This is a genomic window from Massilistercora timonensis, assembly GCF_048354975.1.
In the GTDB taxonomy this organism is placed as follows: domain Bacteria; phylum Bacillota; class Clostridia; order Lachnospirales; family Lachnospiraceae; genus Massilistercora; species Massilistercora timonensis.
In genome coordinates this window covers 12,959-26,886 of sequence record NZ_DBGCJQ010000008.1, presented here as the reverse complement: position 1 = coordinate 26,886, position 13,928 = coordinate 12,959, and the positions used below count along the sequence as shown (strand labels likewise).

The window sequence follows — 13,928 nt, the reverse complement described above, 5'->3', positions numbered from 1 at the left end:
CCTCTTCTACTTGTTTTATTCTTCTGTCTCAGCTTCCGTCTCAAACTGCTCCGGCTCTGCCGTCAGCTGGGCCACATACTCGGTGGGCACCATGATCTGAAGCTCTTTCTTCAGGTTTTCTACGGTGACCACATCGTGGTTTCCGCCAAATTCCCCGTCCAGGGTCCAGGGGATCTCTTCCAGGGACTCGAAGGTCACCTTGCCGGTGCGGAAGGAATACATGTGCTTGGTATCCACCTGTTCGATCAAAAGCGCCGCCATAATCTCCTGCAGGGCGATGGGATTCTTGGGCGTCTTGATGAGCGTCACTTCAAAAAGGCCGTCATCGAACACCACCTTCTTGCCGATCATGTTGCGGAATCCTCCCACAGACCGGGAGTTGGTCACCATGCCGAAGATAAACTCATCCTCGATGGTCTCCCCGTCATGAGTCACCCGGATCCGGTAGGAAGGCACGTTGAACAGCCGCTTGGTCCCCTCCAGCACATAAGCCAGATGGCCCAGCACATTTTTCATCCCCTGCTTGGTCTCATAGGAGACGTCGGTGAAAAGGCCAAATGCGGCAATATAGACAAAGATATCATCATTAAAATGTCCCACATCGCAGGGGAAAGGCGTCCCGTTCACCGCGTTGTCCGCCGCGCTCAGAAGTCCTTTTGGGATATGAAGGCTGTTGGCAAAATCATTGGTGGTCCCTGTGGGGATATAGCCCACCGGCACCCGGTCTTTCCGCCGCATCATCCCGGTCACCACCTCGTCGATGGTGCCGTCGCCGCCGCTGCACACCACCAGGTCAAAGGAGCCGGACTCAAACTTCTTCACTTTCTTGTAGGCGTCCCGGTAGGACTGGGTGGGATAGGCCACCACCTCGTATCCGGATTTTACGAAAATGTCAATGATATCCGACAGCTTTGGCTTGATCAGTTCCTTCCCCGCATGAGGATTGTAGATAAACAGCATCCGTTTCATGATCATTCCTCCCTGAATGTTGAAAGAAGGGCATGAGTTTTCATGCCCTCCACCTGTCTTGCATCTATGTATTATTATTTCCTGTTTTCCAGAAAAGCTCCCACGCCGTCCACTGCGCTTTCTTCGTCTTCCCCGTCTGCGGCCACTGTCAGGCTGGTTCCTTTCACAAGGGGCAGGCTCATCATGCCCATCATACTCTTGGCGTTGATCTTCGTGTTCTCCATCTCGATATACACGCTGCTTTTGTACTGGCTGGCCTCCTGAACGAGATGGGCGATGGGACGTGACGCCATGTCCATATCCGTTCGAATCGTAACAGGTTTCTTGATCATAATATGTTCCTCCTTACTGCTCCCTTAACTGATCCGCTATTTCACTCAGTCTGCGCAGTCTGTGATTGACCCCGGACTTGCCTACCGGCGATTTCAAAAGCCGGCCCAGCTCCGCCAGCGCAGCTTCCGGATATTCGAGACGTGTAAGGGCAACGTCTCTCAATCCTTCCGGCAAACGGTCAAGACCTATGGTATCTCTGATATAGGCGATATCCTCCATCTGCCGGACGGCAGCGGAAACGGTCTTGTTGATATTTGCCGTCTCGCAGTTCACTTTGCGGTTGACTGAATTCCGCATCTCTTTCAGGATCCGGACATTCTCCAACTCCAGCAATGCCACATGAGCTTCCATGACATTTAAAATGTCTACGATCTGCTCTCCCTCTTTCAGATACACAACAGACGTTTTCTTACGCTGCACGATCTTGGCATCCATATCAAAGCTGTTGATCATATCTCTCAAGTAACTTGCGTTTTCTTCCGAATTGCACACAATCTCAAAATGATAGGACTTCCTGGGATCGCTCATGGACCCCGCTGCCAGAAAGGCGCCGCGTATATAGGCCCGCTTGCAGCACACTGCCTGCACGATCGTATTCTTTACCGCCAGGAGCTCATCCCCCTTCCAGTACAGGAAACAGGCGGTGCTGCCCCGGGACGGATTCTTCCGAATAACGATACCAGTCTTTATATTAAATGTTTTTTCCATTAATGTAAAGCATTTTCTTGCAACCGGAAGATTTTCCGTGTGGAATTTCAACGTGCAGACTCCTTTGGAATCTTCCGAGAACTCTCCGCACATGTGCAGGATCGCGGACAGTTCCGCCAGCTGGCAGTGTCTTGCCCTGCCGTAGTGCTGCGCCAGTTCTTCTTTTATATTTCCAGAAAATGACATATCAAGTCCCTACCTTGCCTTTGTGATCGCGTCTTTCCCGATATCCCGATGCTCGATCCGGATCCCGTAGCTCTCTGCCTGACTGAGCCGGGCAAAAAGCGCGTTGGCCAGGGTAACGGAGCGATGCTTGCCTCCGGTACAGCCGATCCCGATCACAAGCTGTGTCTTTCCTTCTATTATATAGTTGGGGATGAGAAATTCCAGAAGGTCCGTCAGCTTATCCAGGAATTCCCCCGCCTTCTCATTTCCCATTACGTAATCCCGGACCTCCGGGTCATTGCCGCTCATGGGCCGCAGTTCATCTACATAGTAGGGGTTGGGAAGGAACCGCACGTCAAATACCAGGTCCGCGTCCGACGGGATCCCGTATTTAAACCCGAATGACAGCACCGTAATGTAGAGATTCTTGAATTCCTTATTCTCTACAAAGATCTTGTTCAGCTCCTGCCTGAGCTCTCTGGTAAGCATATGACTGGTATCCACCAGATAGTCCGCTTTTTTCTTCAGAAATCCCAGACGTTCCCGTTCTCTCTTGATCCCTTCATCTACCCGGCCGCTGCTCCCGGACAGGGGATGGAATCTCCGGGTCTCTTTATAGCGCTTCACCAGCACGTTGTCGCTGGACTCCAGATAGAGGATCTCGTACTTCATATTTATGGCGTCCAGCTCCTGCAGCATCCGCTCCAGCTCGCCAAAGCTCTGGCCGCTGCGGATATCCACACCCAGGGCTGCCTTTTGCACTTCAGATCCGCTGACCGTAAAAAGCTCTGCCAGCTTGGGGATCAATGGCACAGGAAGGTTATCCACGCAGAAATATCCCATGTCCTCCAGCATTTTCAACGCCGTGGATTTCCCTGCGCCTGACATTCCTGTTACGATCACAAATCTCATTGGTATCCCCCTCCATTTTTCCTTAGAATTCTCCCAGGCGCTTTACCTCCGGTTCCAGATCCACGCCGGAATCTTCCTTTACTTTGGCCTGTACCTGGCGGATCAGCTCCGCGATATCGGCCGCGGTTGCCTGGTCCTTATTGATCACAAAGCCACAGTGCTTCTCTGACACCTGGGCTCCGCCCACCTGGAAGCCTCCAAGACCTGCATCCTGAATCAGCTTTCCTGCGAAATAGCCTTCCGGCCTCTTAAAAGTACTTCCCGCGCTTGGGTACTCCAGCGGCTGCTTGGTCACCCGCCGGTTCTTCAGGTCTTCCATCCTGGCCCGGATGTCCGCCTCTTCCCCTTTCTCCAGCCGCAGCTTCGCCTCCAGGACAATATAGCCCTTTTTGGCGATCACGCTGGTCCGGTAGCCCAGCTCCAGCTCATCTTTTGGAATCGTCAGGATCTCCCCTTCCCGGGTGAGCGCCTGCACTTCGGTCAGCACGTCCTTCATCTCTCCGCCGTAGGCCCCGGCGTTCATCACACAGGCCCCTCCCAGAGTGCCTGGGATCCCTGCCGCGAACTCGAATCCGGTAAGGGAAGCTTCCGCCGCCCGGGCTGCCACTGCGGAAAGCAGGGCTCCCGCCTGGGCCACGATCTCTTCGCCCTCGATCCGGATCTCATTCATCTCCTTGAAGATCTGGATGATCACGCCCTCATATCCCTGATCCGAAACCAGAAGGTTGCTCCCGTTTCCTATAATATAGTAGGGAACCTGTGCCTCGCGGCAGCAGGCGATGATCCCCTGCAACTCCTCCGCCGTCTTTGGCGTCACAAAGAACCGGGCAGGACCTCCCACGCGAAAGGTGGTATGCAGCCGCATGGGCTCTTCTTCTTTGATCCGGTCCGCCGGAAGGATCTCCTTAAGCCGGCTGTAGAAATTTTTATCCATATAGATACACTCCTTGATCTACTTCTTCATCCCTAACATCATACACGAAACCCTCCGTGAATTCAACGTGCTCTTGCAAAATAGCCGAAAATACGGTATCATTACAAAATACCGGTGCAAAAAGCGCCAGAAAAAAGGAGTTGATTTTCTTTTGGACCCCAGTGATGTGTTACAACTTATCATTCTTGTGATCTTACTTGCTCTTTCCGCCTTTTTCTCATCGGCGGAGACGGCTCTTACCACTTCCAATAAACTCAGGATGCGCAGCCTTGCGGAAGAAGGCAACAAACGGGCCCAGGCTGTCCTGGAGGTTACCGATAATTCCGGGAAAATGCTGAGCGCCATCCTGATCGGCAACAACGTGGTCAATCTGTCCGCTGCTTCCCTTACTACTACCATCGCTTATAAATTCGGCGGTTCCATGGTCGCCGTGGCCAGCGGTATCTTAACCGTACTGATCCTGCTTTTCGGCGAGATCACCCCCAAGACTACCGCCACCATCCACGCCAACGGCATGGCTTTGATCTATGCCCCCATCATCCGCGCTTTCATGAAGCTTATGACCCCGGTGATCTTCCTGATCAATGGACTGTCCATGGGTATCCTGACCCTGCTCCGCATTAATTCCAAGGATCAGAACAAGGGCGTTACCGAGGAAGACCTGCGCACCATCGTGGACGTCAGCCATGAGGACGGCGTAATCGAATCTGACGAGAAAGAAATGATCTACAACGTGGTGGACTTAGGCGACGCGGTGGCCCGGGATGTAATGGTCCCCAGAGTCCATGTGACTTTCGCGGACGTGAACAGCACCTATGAAGAGCTTCTGACCCTCTACCGGGAGGACCGGTACACCCGTCTTCCGGTTTTCGAGGATACCACGGACAACATCATCGGAACCATCAATATGAAGGACTTGCTTCTCTTTGACAACACCGGTGAGTTTCATGTCCGGGATATCTTAAGAGAGGCCTACTTTACCTATGAATACAAAAGCATCTCCGAACTGCTGGTGGAGATGCGTCAGGCTTCCTTTAACATGGCCATCGTCCTGGATGAATACGGCGATCCTTCCGGTCTTATCACCCTGGAGGATATTCTGGAGGAGATCGTGGGAGAGATTCACGACGAGTATGACGAAGATGAGGAAGAAGACATTATCCACAAGATCAGCGACCGGGAATACCTGGTAGAAGCCTCCATTCATCTGGAGGATCTTAACGACCGCCTGGACCTTGCCCTGGAATCAGAAGAATATGACTCCTTAGGCGGCTTCATCATCGAACGCCTGGACCGGCTGCCGGATCCCGGAGACGCCATCGAGACAGAATCCGAACTCCGGCTTGTGGTGGAATCCATGGACAAGAACCGGATCGAGCGGGTTCACCTGTATCTTCCGGATTAATATCTGGCCGCCTTGTTGAACAGGAAGAATCCGATGACAAACAGCAGGGCAATGATGGCCACGCCGGCATTGGCCGCATTGGTGATCTGAGCCACCAGGCCTACCAAAGTGGTTCCCATGAAGGACGCTCCCTTGCCGCAAATGTCATAGATGCCAAAGTATTCGCCCGATTTTTCCACCGGGATGATCTTGGCAAAATAAGACCGGGACAGCGCCTGGATGGCTCCCTGGAACATGCCCACCATTACTGCCAGGAACCAGAATTCCCACTGCTTGTCCAGCTGGATGGCGAAAAGAGCGATCCCGGTGTAAGCCAGGATACAGACCCTGATCAGGCTTTTAGTCTCATAATTCCTGGACAGCCGGGAGAAGATAAGAGCACAGGGGAACGCCACGATCTGGGTCACCAGAAGCGCCAGCAGAAGCCCGGTGGAATCCAGTCCCAGAGCGCTTCCGTAAGCGGTTGCCATCTCGATGATGGTGTAGACTCCGTCAATGAAAAAGAAGAACGCCAGCAGATACAGGAAGATGGGTTTCTCCTGTTTCACATCCCGCAGAGTCCTGCCCAGGCGCCGGAAGCTGTCCCTCACCGGATGGCTGGGCGCCTGGGCATAATTTTTCTGCCGGTAATTACGGAAAAGCGGAATCGTCACCAGCACCCACCAGGCCGCGTTCAGGAAGAAGGCAATGGTCATCGCCATCTTCATGGTGATCCCCAGACTTTCATACATTAAGACAAAAACCAGAGAAAGGATGAAGGGGATGCAGCTTCCGATATAGCCCCAGGCATAACCGTGGGAGGAAACCGTATCCATCCGGTCCGGCTCTGTCACGTCCACCAGCATGGAATCATAGAAGATCAGGCTGGAACTGTACCCCACCCTGGCCACAACGAACACCGCCAGGAACAGGATCCAGGATGTTGGCAGGGAAAGCGCCGCGCAGCCCAGCACGCCGATCATCATACTGATGGCAAACAAGGGCTTCTTATAATTCTGCGTATCCGCAATGGTCCCGAAGATAGGGCCGATCAGCGCCACGATCACCGTGGCAAGGGATGCGGCATATCCCCAGTACGCCAGATAATCCACCTCCGAGATCCCCGCATTCTCCGCCAGAGAATTAAAATAAATGGGGATGATGGTGGAGATCAGCAGGGTGAACGCTGAATTGCCCACATCATAAAGGATCCAGTATTTCTCCAGTTTCGTCAGTTTCATTTTCTCCATTGTCTCCCTCTCTCTTTCCTGTCTTATTCAAAGGTCCGGTCAAACCGGGAGCTTAAACAAGCTCCGTTCTTTACCGCCTCGTCCAGATTTCCGGCCATGGCAACGGCCACCTCTACCGCCTTCGCAAACCGTTCCTCCAGTCCCTGGTTGCTTGCGGCGCACCGGGGATTATCCTCCCGCTGACAGATCAATCCCTTCACACTGGGATACTTCCCTGCCGCGCCCGTCTTCAAAAGCCCGTTAACAAGATGGAACTTCACCGCCCCCGGCGCAGTAAACAGCCCTTTGATCCGCCGCATCCAGCGAAGGGACTTCTCCACCGTCTGGCAGGAGATCCCCTGGTAGAAGGGCCGGATCGCGCTGGCCGTAGCCCGGTCCGCCGGGATCAGCCTGGCGGTCTCATAAGAGAAAGGATCTTTACCGTCCTTTCTAAGAAGCGCCTTCTCGAACTCCTCCTCGATCTCCAGATGCTGGACGCCGGTCTCCCCGATCATCTCGCTCACATAGGGATGGCACTCGCTGTCCAGGATAAAATGACATAAAAATCCCAGAAGATAGGCATATTCCCCGCTGTCTCTTCCGGTTCCCTTTACGACCCTTACTCCGTGTTCGAAGAATTCCCTGGCCGGGATCTCATGGAGATGATTCCCGTATCTTGCGATCCGGTTCTTCCTGTAAGGCCGGTAGAAAAAGAAAATATCCGGCCCCTGAAGGCCGATGGTAAACTGTGGATGATAGGTTGTGGCGATCTTTCGCAGATCCTCCGGAAGCTTCCGGGACACCTTCGCCCCGAATCGGTAATGTGCATATACTGCCGGCATGGTATTCCTCCTTTTTCCTGTGCATGTTCACTTCTGTCAGTATACGTTCCAAACGTAAGATTTCTCTCTTTCCCCTGTTAAGATCAGGTAAAATTCATTATAGCATTATATTTCCCCCTTGTGTTAGAATAAAATCAACAAACATCTTGCAAAGGAGGAATCACATATGACAAAACCAACTTTCCACATTGTCAGCGACGGCTCCTGTGATCTTCCGCTGCCGGAAACTGAAAAGCTGGGCGTGGATACCGTCCGGTTTCTTGTCTCTTTCGACGGAGAACACTACAAGAAGGAAGGACTGGAAGTCCCGCTGGAGGATTTCTATCAGAAGATGGTGGACGAGCCTGGAACTTATCCCATGACTGCCGCCCCTTCCCCGGATGACTTCTGTCAGTATTTTGAAAAATACGCCGCTGCCGGCGAGGACGTGCTGTGCATCTGCATTTCCACCAAATTAAGCTCTTCCCTTCAGTCTGCCCGCATCGCCGCGCAGATGACAGAGGAAGCTTATCCCAACGCCCGGATCATTCTCCTGGATTCTCTGTGCGCCACCCTTATGCAGAGCGCTCTCGTCCTGGAGGCCTGCCGCCTGCGGGACGCCGGTCTCTCTGTAGAGGAAGCAGCCAGGATCTTAACGGATCTTAGAAAGACGGCCCGGATCTTCTTTACCGTGGGCAGTTTTGACTATATCCAGCACGGCGGACGGGTGGGCAAAATGACCGGCCTTGCCGGCGCCCTTCTCAACGTAAAGCCTCTCATCACCCTGCAGGACGGAGAGATCCACTCTTCCGGCATCCGGCGGGGGCGCCGCCGCTCCCTGGAGGGCATTCTGGAACTATTGTGCCGGTATCTGAAAGAAGAAAACTGCACGCCTAAAGACTGTATCATCATCATTGGCTATGGCCATGACAGAGAAGAGGGCTTCCGTCTGCGGGACATGACTCAGGAACGGTTCCGGAGCCTCTACGGCGAATCTCCCCTTCTTGCAGTCCATCAGATCGGCGCCACCATCGGCGTCCACGCAGGCCCCACCTCCATCGGTTATGGAGTGGTCTGCCACAGCAGCGCAGTCTGAAGCCGATCCATCTTTATCCGGTCACAGCGTAAGAAAAAGAGAGCGGAGGCAGCGGGATCCATCCCGCCATCTCCGGTCTCTTTTTTGATCATTTCTTACCCTCAGGACTCCTTAGCGTTTATCCCGGAGTGTTACGTCATGGGCGCCACCCTCTACAATACTGGTGGCAGACACCAGTGTGATCTTGGCGTTCTTCTGCAGCTCGGGGATAGTCAGCGCCCCGCAGTTGCACATGGTGGATCTGACTTTGCTTAAAGTCAGGCTCACATTGTTCTTCAAACTTCCTGCATAGGGAACAAAGGAGTCTACGCCTTCTTCAAAGGACAGCTTCTTGTCCCCGCCCATGTCATATCTCTGCCAGTTGCGGGCTCTGGCGCTTCCCTCGCCCCAGTATTCCTTCATATAGCTTCCGTTGATATTCACCCGCTTGGTGGGACTCTCATCGAATCTGGCGAAATATCTGCCCAGCATGACGAAATCCGCTCCCATGGCCAGGGCCAGGGTAATGTGATAGTCATGCACGATCCCGCCGTCGGAACAGATGGGCACATAGATCCCCGTCTCTTCATAATATTCGTCCCGGGCTTTGGCTACCTCGATCAGCGCCGTAGCCTGTCCGCGGCCGATTCCCTTCTGCTCTCTGGTGATACAGATGGCGCCGCCGCCGATACCGATCTTGACGAAATCTGCTCCCGCGTCCGCAAGGAAACGGAATCCTTCCGCATCCACCACATTTCCGGCTCCTACCTTCACGGAATCGCCGTACTCTGAGCGGATATAATCCAGGGTCATCTTCTGCCATTCAGAGAATCCCTCGGAACTGTCGATACACAGCACGTCCGCACCGGCTTCCACCAGCGCCGGAACACGCTCTTTGTAATCCCGGGTATTGATCCCCGCTCCCACCATATAGCGCTTGGAAGCGTCGATCAGCTCATTCTCATTCTTCTTATGGGTGTCATAGTCCTTCCGGAAAACCAGGTACACCAGCTCCTGATTCTTATTGACCAGAGGGAGACAGTTGATCTTGTGCTCCCAGATGATGTCATTGGCCTCCTTGAGGGTGGTATCCTCCCCGGCGCACACGATCTTGGAGAATTCAGTCATAAACTCCTTAACCTTTGTGTCCGGAGACATCCGGCTCACCCGGTAATCTTTATTGGTCACGATCCCCACGAATTTCCCGCCGGCGGTCCCGTCTTCTGTCACCGCGACGGTGGAATGTCCGGTCCGCTCTGTAATGGCCAGCACGTCCGCCAGGGTCATATCCGGCGACACGTTGGAATCGCTGACTACAAATCCTGCCCGGTATCTCTTGACCTTGCGAATCATCTCCGCCTGCTCTTCAATAGGCTGGGATCCGTAGATAAAAGAAAGTCCCCCCTCCTGGGCAAGGGCCACTGCCATCCGGTCGTCGGATACCGACTGCATGATGGCGGATACCATCGGGATGTTGATGGAGATCGGGGCCTCCTCCCCTTTCTTAAACCTCACCAGAGGCGTCTTCAGGGAAACTTTCGACGGAATGCACTCCGCAGATGAATAGCCGGGGATCAGCAAATACTCACTAAATGTTCTGGACGGTTCTTCATAATAAAATGCCATGGCTTTCCTCCTGTTTTCGAAGCACGAATCATTTGTTATTGTATCAATGATAACACGTTCGAAGCCGCATTGTAAAGGACTTGCGCACGGTCTTATCACTCCTTTTTCTCGATCTCTACTCCTTCCACCTCAAAGCAGGAGATCCAGGGGTATTCCATGTAATTGACGCAGATCTTATCCGGGATCACCACCCCCTGAGAAGGGTAGTACACCTTCCCCAGTTCGCTTTGCTCCCACTGATATCCTTTCGCCATCATGGCTTCCTCATCCTCGTCGGTAAAACTTACCGCCACCTCCAGATACGGAGGCGCACATCAGCTGGTGATCTCCTCCACGCTCAGCACCACGTCCTGAAACCCCTGCCGGCGCATATAGGCCACGGCCGCCTCGTTCATCTCTACCATAAGTCACACTCCTTCTTCTCCGGCAATTAGTTAACCGTTTTTCCTTTCCCCAAAATGTTCATCAATGCTTCCTGAAGGACTTTTGAATAATTAATTCCCGCTTTTTCCGCTTCCACATTAAGCCAGTATGGAATTGTACAGTTTTTCTTCACTGCTTTATTGTCCACCTTTTTTCTGTATTCCGCAAAATCCACATCAACAAGCGTTACGATATCATCTTTCGAAGAATGTAATTCCTTTGAATTTGGTTCAGGCATTCCCTTCCCGTCATCAAGAAAATCAATCCCCATTAATCCGATCGCGTCTCTTGCCATTTCCATAGCATCCGGCACGCTTTCTCCCTGTGTCGCGATATCAAAATCTGGAATTTCCACATAATAAAATCCGTCATCTTCCTTAGATATCACGATTGGATATGCTTTTCTTCCCACGTTTGCCATTATTTTTCCTCCTAATCGCTCAACACATCACTATACTTGATAAAACGGATATTTAATTGCCACCTCTTTCTTATTTGTGCGTATATTATACGCATTATATCCTTGTGCGTCAAGATTTTCCATGCCTACAACCTTTAACTCTTTTTCCATGCCTACAACCTTTAACTCTTTTATCTTTAAATCTGCCTATGAGGACAGTGAAGATTATAAAGAATGGCTGGACTTTTTGAGTAAGGGCGGCGCCACGGAGGAGTGGGACCGGTTGAAAAAAAACGGAAAGAAGGATATGCTAGAGATAGATGATAAAGATGATTTATATACAAACCTAAAAGAAATGTTGGAAGACTTGTTAGAGAGGACATTACAAACAGGAGAGCGTATTTTAGAGTTAATAGGAGAGATTAAAAATGTCTAGAAGTCTTAAAGAATTGGAAAGCATTATTTTTGGCAAAGACATGACAGATAAGAAATGGTTAGAATTAAATAAAGAAGTAGATGAAGTCTGGAATAGCGCAACAAATGAAGAAAGGCAGGAATTTGAAGATAGTGGTGCGGGCGACATGCTTGGACAAATATTAGAGTTTATGAATTAATACCACCGGTTGTTTATGGTTGGTGGTATTTGTCTATTACATTATAGACAGAGCTGAGAATCTGAAAAGAGTGAGGGTTGATGGTCAGATGGCTGAAATCGGAGACACGATATCATTTGACGGCAAATGGATACTGCGAAAGATGAATGAGGTGTCTAATGGACCTATCCTGGGGTTGACAGGCCATAACTTCCGCCATAACTATTGCGCGCAAATATACCCAAACACATTGAAATAGTAAATTTTACCCCTTTGAACAGCTATTAAACTGGTTAAAAAAAACTATTTTAATATATTGTAATATTCATAGTTATATAGTAATATACTTCTACGGAGAGAACCATATTGATTATGGTTGAAAGGCACTCACGCATACATTTGTGTGGGTGTCTTTTACTATGCCACACAATATCTTTTGAATACCAAAAAAACAGCGGAATCCGTTAAAAGATTGGATCTCCGCTGTTTTTCACACATGAGCGTGCGGGGATTCGAACCCCGGACAACTTGATTAAAAGTCAAGTGCTCTACCACCTGAGCTACACGCCCGAAACTGGGCTAGTTGGATTCGAACCAACGAATGCAGGAGTCAAAGTCCTGTGCCTTACCGCTTGGCGATAGCCCAATAATCAAACACCCCGGCAGTCCGGCCAGGGCTTTTTCTGAAAATAGATAAAAAAAGAGGGTGGGTAATGGGACTCGAACCCATGATATCCAGAACCACAATCTGGCGCGCTAACCAACTGCACCATACCCACCATATATATACCTGCCGGCGTAAACCGGCGAAGCACCACCTTATTCAATTGTTGTGCTCCTAACGAGCCTGGGGGGATTCGAACCCTCGACCTACGGCTTAGAAGGCCGTTGCTCTATCCAGCTGAGCTACAGACTCACAAGCCCGTTCTGCTTTGGAACGTCGCCATCTTAATTCCCTGTTTCAGGGCCTTAAGAAAGCGGGTGATGGGAATCGAACCCACGTATCTAGCTTGGAAGGCTAGTGTTCTACCATTGAACTACACCCGCATAAATATCGGGGTGACAGGATTTGAACCTGCGACCTCCTGGTCCCAAACCAGGCGCTCTAGCCAAGCTGAGCCACACCCCGTTCATATTTTATTCCTGCCACTGCATGCCCGTCTCCGTGACACAAGATATATTATATAGCATGGGTTCCGGGTTGTCAACAACTTTTTTTATTTTTCAAAACCCTGTTTCTAGACGCTGTTTCTAGACGTATTTTAACGCAAATTCCGCCTTTCCGTTTTCGTCTGTCTCCATCAGCACATAGGTTCCCCTTCTGCCCTCCTGCCGGGGGTAAGCGATGCTTCCGGGGTTGACCACAGTAAGGTCCTTCTCTCTTGTGATAGATGGTCTGTGGGTATGGCCGTACATCACGATATCCGCTCCCCGCCCCCTGGCTTCTTCCTTCAGATGATCCTCCCCCATGGACACATAATAGTAGTGGCCGTGGGTGATGAACAGGTGAAGCCCGTCCACGAAGAACTCTTCTTCCCTGGGAAGATCGGAGAAAAAGTCATTGTTCCCGCCCAGGATATGGGCCGGACAGTCCACCAGGGCCCGGATATAATCCTCCGCGCCCTCCACATCTCCCAGGTGGATCAGCATATCGATCCGTCCGGCGTCCTGGATCGCTTTCTCCAGGTTCCCATGTGATTTGTGGGTATCACTTACGATCAGTATCTTCATCTTCCCTCTCCCATTTCTTCAGCAGGATCTCCCGCATCTTCCGAAGGCCTTCTCCTCTGTGACTTAATTCATTCTTCTTCTCCGGCGCAAGCTGGGCGCTGGTGCAGCCAAATTCCGGCAGGTAGAAGATGGGATCATAGCCAAATCCGTTCTCCCCGGCGATCTCATAGCCCACCCGGCCTTCCATGGTGCCCCGCACCACTTCCGATTCCCCTCCCGGGAATACTGCCGCGATGGCGCATACAAACCGGGCGGTCCGCTCTTCGTCCGGCACTCCCGCCATCCGCTCCAGAAGCGCGTTGTTCTTAATATCATAGGAAGTGTCTTCTCCCAGATACCGGGCAGAGTAGATCCCCGGCTCCTTATTGAGATAATCGATCTCCAGCCCGGAATCGTCCGCCAGTACCACCGCGTCCTGATACTCCGGTATCTGCGCCGCCGCCCGGGCGACCTCCCCGGCCTTGATCAGAGCGTTCTCCTCGAAGGTGGATCCATCCTCCACCACATCCGCCTTGATCCCTGCTTCCTTCTGTGACAGGATCCGGGCGCCCAGCCCTTCCAGGATCATCCGGATCTCCACCATCTTATGTTCATTGCCTGTAGCAAAAATAATTGTCCGCATTCT

16 protein-coding genes and 6 tRNA genes are annotated in these 13,928 nt (G+C 51.8%); 4 read left to right on the top strand and 18 right to left on the bottom strand.

Features of this window, described 5'->3' with window-relative positions; all coding sequences use genetic code 11:
• Positions 1-15 precede the first annotated feature (15 nt).
• The 5 genes from ACML7B_RS00490 to murB form a co-directional block, all read right to left on the bottom strand.
• Positions 16-969 (bottom strand): diacylglycerol/lipid kinase family protein, encoded by a 954-nt coding sequence (locus ACML7B_RS00490; RefSeq protein ID WP_418538805.1) that lies wholly within the window; start codon positions 967-969, stop codon positions 16-18.
• A gap of 74 nt (positions 970-1,043) precedes the next feature.
• Entirely contained in the window at positions 1,044-1,301 is a 258-nt protein-coding gene (locus ACML7B_RS00485; RefSeq protein ID WP_418538802.1) for an HPr family phosphocarrier protein, read from the bottom strand.
• Positions 1,302-1,314: 13 nt separating this feature from the next.
• Positions 1,315-2,196, bottom strand: coding sequence for a DNA-binding protein WhiA (whiA, locus tag ACML7B_RS00480; protein WP_346707809.1), 882 nt, complete (start codon positions 2,194-2,196; stop codon positions 1,315-1,317).
• 9 nt (positions 2,197-2,205) lie between these two features.
• Positions 2,206-3,087, bottom strand: a complete 882-nt coding sequence (rapZ, locus tag ACML7B_RS00475; protein ID WP_418538800.1) for an RNase adapter RapZ — start codon at positions 3,085-3,087, stop codon at positions 2,206-2,208.
• Between the two features lie 22 nt (positions 3,088-3,109).
• Complete coding sequence (gene murB / locus ACML7B_RS00470; protein ID WP_418538799.1) at positions 3,110-4,021, bottom strand: UDP-N-acetylmuramate dehydrogenase; 912 nt, start codon at positions 4,019-4,021, stop codon at positions 3,110-3,112.
• 151 nt (positions 4,022-4,172) lie between these two features.
• Between murB and ACML7B_RS00465 the strand changes: the two genes are divergently transcribed.
• Positions 4,173-5,426 carry an HlyC/CorC family transporter gene (locus tag ACML7B_RS00465; protein WP_418538797.1) on the top strand — a complete coding sequence of 418 codons (1,254 nt, stop codon included), beginning with the start codon at positions 4,173-4,175 and terminating at the stop codon, positions 5,424-5,426.
• On the opposite strand, the gene ACML7B_RS00460 is transcribed toward ACML7B_RS00465, so the two are convergent.
• Both ACML7B_RS00460 and ACML7B_RS00455 read right to left on the bottom strand, forming a co-directional pair.
• Positions 5,423-6,655, bottom strand: a complete 1,233-nt coding sequence (locus tag ACML7B_RS00460; RefSeq protein ID WP_346707805.1) for an MFS transporter — start codon at positions 6,653-6,655, stop codon at positions 5,423-5,425. The genes ACML7B_RS00465 and ACML7B_RS00460 overlap by 4 nt on opposite strands.
• A gap of 23 nt (positions 6,656-6,678) precedes the next feature.
• Complete coding sequence (locus ACML7B_RS00455; protein ID WP_418538796.1) at positions 6,679-7,476, bottom strand: zinc dependent phospholipase C family protein; 798 nt, start codon at positions 7,474-7,476, stop codon at positions 6,679-6,681.
• Between the two features lie 166 nt (positions 7,477-7,642).
• On the opposite strand from ACML7B_RS00455, the gene ACML7B_RS00450 reads away from it, so the two are divergent.
• The gene (locus tag ACML7B_RS00450) at positions 7,643-8,551 is read left to right on the top strand and encodes a DegV family protein (protein ID WP_418538794.1); all 909 of its coding nucleotides are present in this window, start codon (positions 7,643-7,645) and stop codon (positions 8,549-8,551) included.
• 111 nt (positions 8,552-8,662) lie between these two features.
• Here the strand turns inward: ACML7B_RS00450 and ACML7B_RS00445 are convergent, their stop codons facing one another.
• The 3 genes from ACML7B_RS00445 to ACML7B_RS00435 form a co-directional block, all read right to left on the bottom strand.
• A complete protein-coding gene (locus ACML7B_RS00445; RefSeq protein WP_346707802.1) occupies positions 8,663-10,156 on the bottom strand; it encodes an IMP dehydrogenase in 1,494 nt (497 codons plus the stop codon).
• 95 nt (positions 10,157-10,251) lie between these two features.
• Entirely contained in the window at positions 10,252-10,413 is a 162-nt protein-coding gene (locus ACML7B_RS00440) for a hypothetical protein (protein WP_346707801.1), read from the bottom strand.
• Positions 10,414-10,586: 173 nt separating this feature from the next.
• Positions 10,587-11,000: a type II toxin-antitoxin system HicB family antitoxin gene (locus tag ACML7B_RS00435; RefSeq protein ID WP_418538791.1), complete on the bottom strand. Its 414-nt coding sequence runs from the start codon at positions 10,998-11,000 to the stop codon at positions 10,587-10,589.
• A 262-nt stretch (positions 11,001-11,262) separates the two neighbouring features.
• Here ACML7B_RS00435 and ACML7B_RS00430 point away from each other — a divergent pair, with 262 nt between their 5' ends.
• Together ACML7B_RS00430 and ACML7B_RS00425 are read left to right on the top strand one after the other, a co-directional pair.
• A complete protein-coding gene (locus ACML7B_RS00430; RefSeq protein WP_418538789.1) occupies positions 11,263-11,415 on the top strand; it encodes a hypothetical protein in 153 nt (50 codons plus the stop codon).
• Positions 11,408-11,593, top strand: a complete 186-nt coding sequence (locus ACML7B_RS00425; RefSeq protein WP_418538787.1) for a hypothetical protein — start codon at positions 11,408-11,410, stop codon at positions 11,591-11,593. The genes ACML7B_RS00430 and ACML7B_RS00425 overlap by 8 nt, the downstream gene beginning before the upstream one ends.
• Positions 11,594-12,069: 476 nt before the next feature.
• On the opposite strand, the gene ACML7B_RS00420 is transcribed toward ACML7B_RS00425, so the two are convergent.
• The 8 genes from ACML7B_RS00420 to rdgB form a co-directional block, all read right to left on the bottom strand.
• Positions 12,070-12,142, bottom strand: a tRNA-Lys gene (locus ACML7B_RS00420).
• Between the two features lie 4 nt (positions 12,143-12,146).
• Positions 12,147-12,218 (bottom strand) — tRNA-Gln (locus tag ACML7B_RS00415).
• Between the two features lie 59 nt (positions 12,219-12,277).
• Positions 12,278-12,351 (bottom strand) — tRNA-His (locus ACML7B_RS00410).
• A 63-nt stretch (positions 12,352-12,414) separates the two neighbouring features.
• Positions 12,415-12,488: transfer RNA gene (locus ACML7B_RS00405), tRNA-Arg, on the bottom strand.
• 60 nt (positions 12,489-12,548) lie between these two features.
• Positions 12,549-12,619, bottom strand: a tRNA-Gly gene (locus ACML7B_RS00400).
• Positions 12,620-12,626: 7 nt separating this feature from the next.
• Positions 12,627-12,701, bottom strand: a tRNA-Pro gene (locus ACML7B_RS00395).
• A gap of 122 nt (positions 12,702-12,823) precedes the next feature.
• Positions 12,824-13,303: a metallophosphoesterase family protein gene (locus ACML7B_RS00390; RefSeq protein WP_106788917.1), complete on the bottom strand. Its 480-nt coding sequence runs from the start codon at positions 13,301-13,303 to the stop codon at positions 12,824-12,826.
• Positions 13,281-13,925: an RdgB/HAM1 family non-canonical purine NTP pyrophosphatase gene (gene rdgB / locus ACML7B_RS00385; RefSeq protein WP_346707797.1), complete on the bottom strand. Its 645-nt coding sequence runs from the start codon at positions 13,923-13,925 to the stop codon at positions 13,281-13,283. Before rdgB ends, ACML7B_RS00390 begins: the two co-directional genes overlap by 23 nt.
• Between the last annotated feature and the right edge of the window lie 3 nt (positions 13,926-13,928).

Excerpts from the sequence above, each read along its gene's own strand:
- rapZ (WP_418538800.1), bottom strand. The coding sequence starts at position 3,087 with ATGAGATTTGTGATCGTAACAGGAATGTCAGGCGCAGGGAAATCCACG.
- ACML7B_RS00485 (WP_418538802.1), bottom strand. The coding sequence starts at position 1,301 with ATGATCAAGAAACCTGTTACGATTCGAACGGATATGGACATGGCGTCA.
- ACML7B_RS00425 (WP_418538787.1), top strand. The coding sequence starts at position 11,408 with ATGTCTAGAAGTCTTAAAGAATTGGAAAGCATTATTTTTGGCAAAGAC.
- ACML7B_RS00445 (WP_346707802.1), bottom strand. The coding sequence starts at position 10,156 with ATGGCATTTTATTATGAAGAACCGTCCAGAACATTTAGTGAGTATTTG.
- whiA (WP_346707809.1), bottom strand. The coding sequence starts at position 2,196 with ATGTCATTTTCTGGAAATATAAAAGAAGAACTGGCGCAGCACTACGGC.
- ACML7B_RS00390 (WP_106788917.1), bottom strand. The coding sequence starts at position 13,303 with ATGAAGATACTGATCGTAAGTGATACCCACAAATCACATGGGAACCTG.
- ACML7B_RS00490 (WP_418538805.1), bottom strand. The coding sequence starts at position 969 with ATGAAACGGATGCTGTTTATCTACAATCCTCATGCGGGGAAGGAACTG.
- ACML7B_RS00440 (WP_346707801.1), bottom strand. The coding sequence starts at position 10,413 with ATGATGGCGAAAGGATATCAGTGGGAGCAAAGCGAACTGGGGAAGGTG.
- ACML7B_RS00460 (WP_346707805.1), bottom strand. The coding sequence starts at position 6,655 with ATGGAGAAAATGAAACTGACGAAACTGGAGAAATACTGGATCCTTTAT.
- ACML7B_RS00455 (WP_418538796.1), bottom strand. The coding sequence starts at position 7,476 with ATGCCGGCAGTATATGCACATTACCGATTCGGGGCGAAGGTGTCCCGG.
- ACML7B_RS00435 (WP_418538791.1), bottom strand. The coding sequence starts at position 11,000 with ATGGCAAACGTGGGAAGAAAAGCATATCCAATCGTGATATCTAAGGAA.
- ACML7B_RS00450 (WP_418538794.1), top strand. The coding sequence starts at position 7,643 with ATGACAAAACCAACTTTCCACATTGTCAGCGACGGCTCCTGTGATCTT.
- murB (WP_418538799.1), bottom strand. The coding sequence starts at position 4,021 with ATGGATAAAAATTTCTACAGCCGGCTTAAGGAGATCCTTCCGGCGGAC.
- rdgB (WP_346707797.1), bottom strand. The coding sequence starts at position 13,925 with ATGCGGACAATTATTTTTGCTACAGGCAATGAACATAAGATGGTGGAG.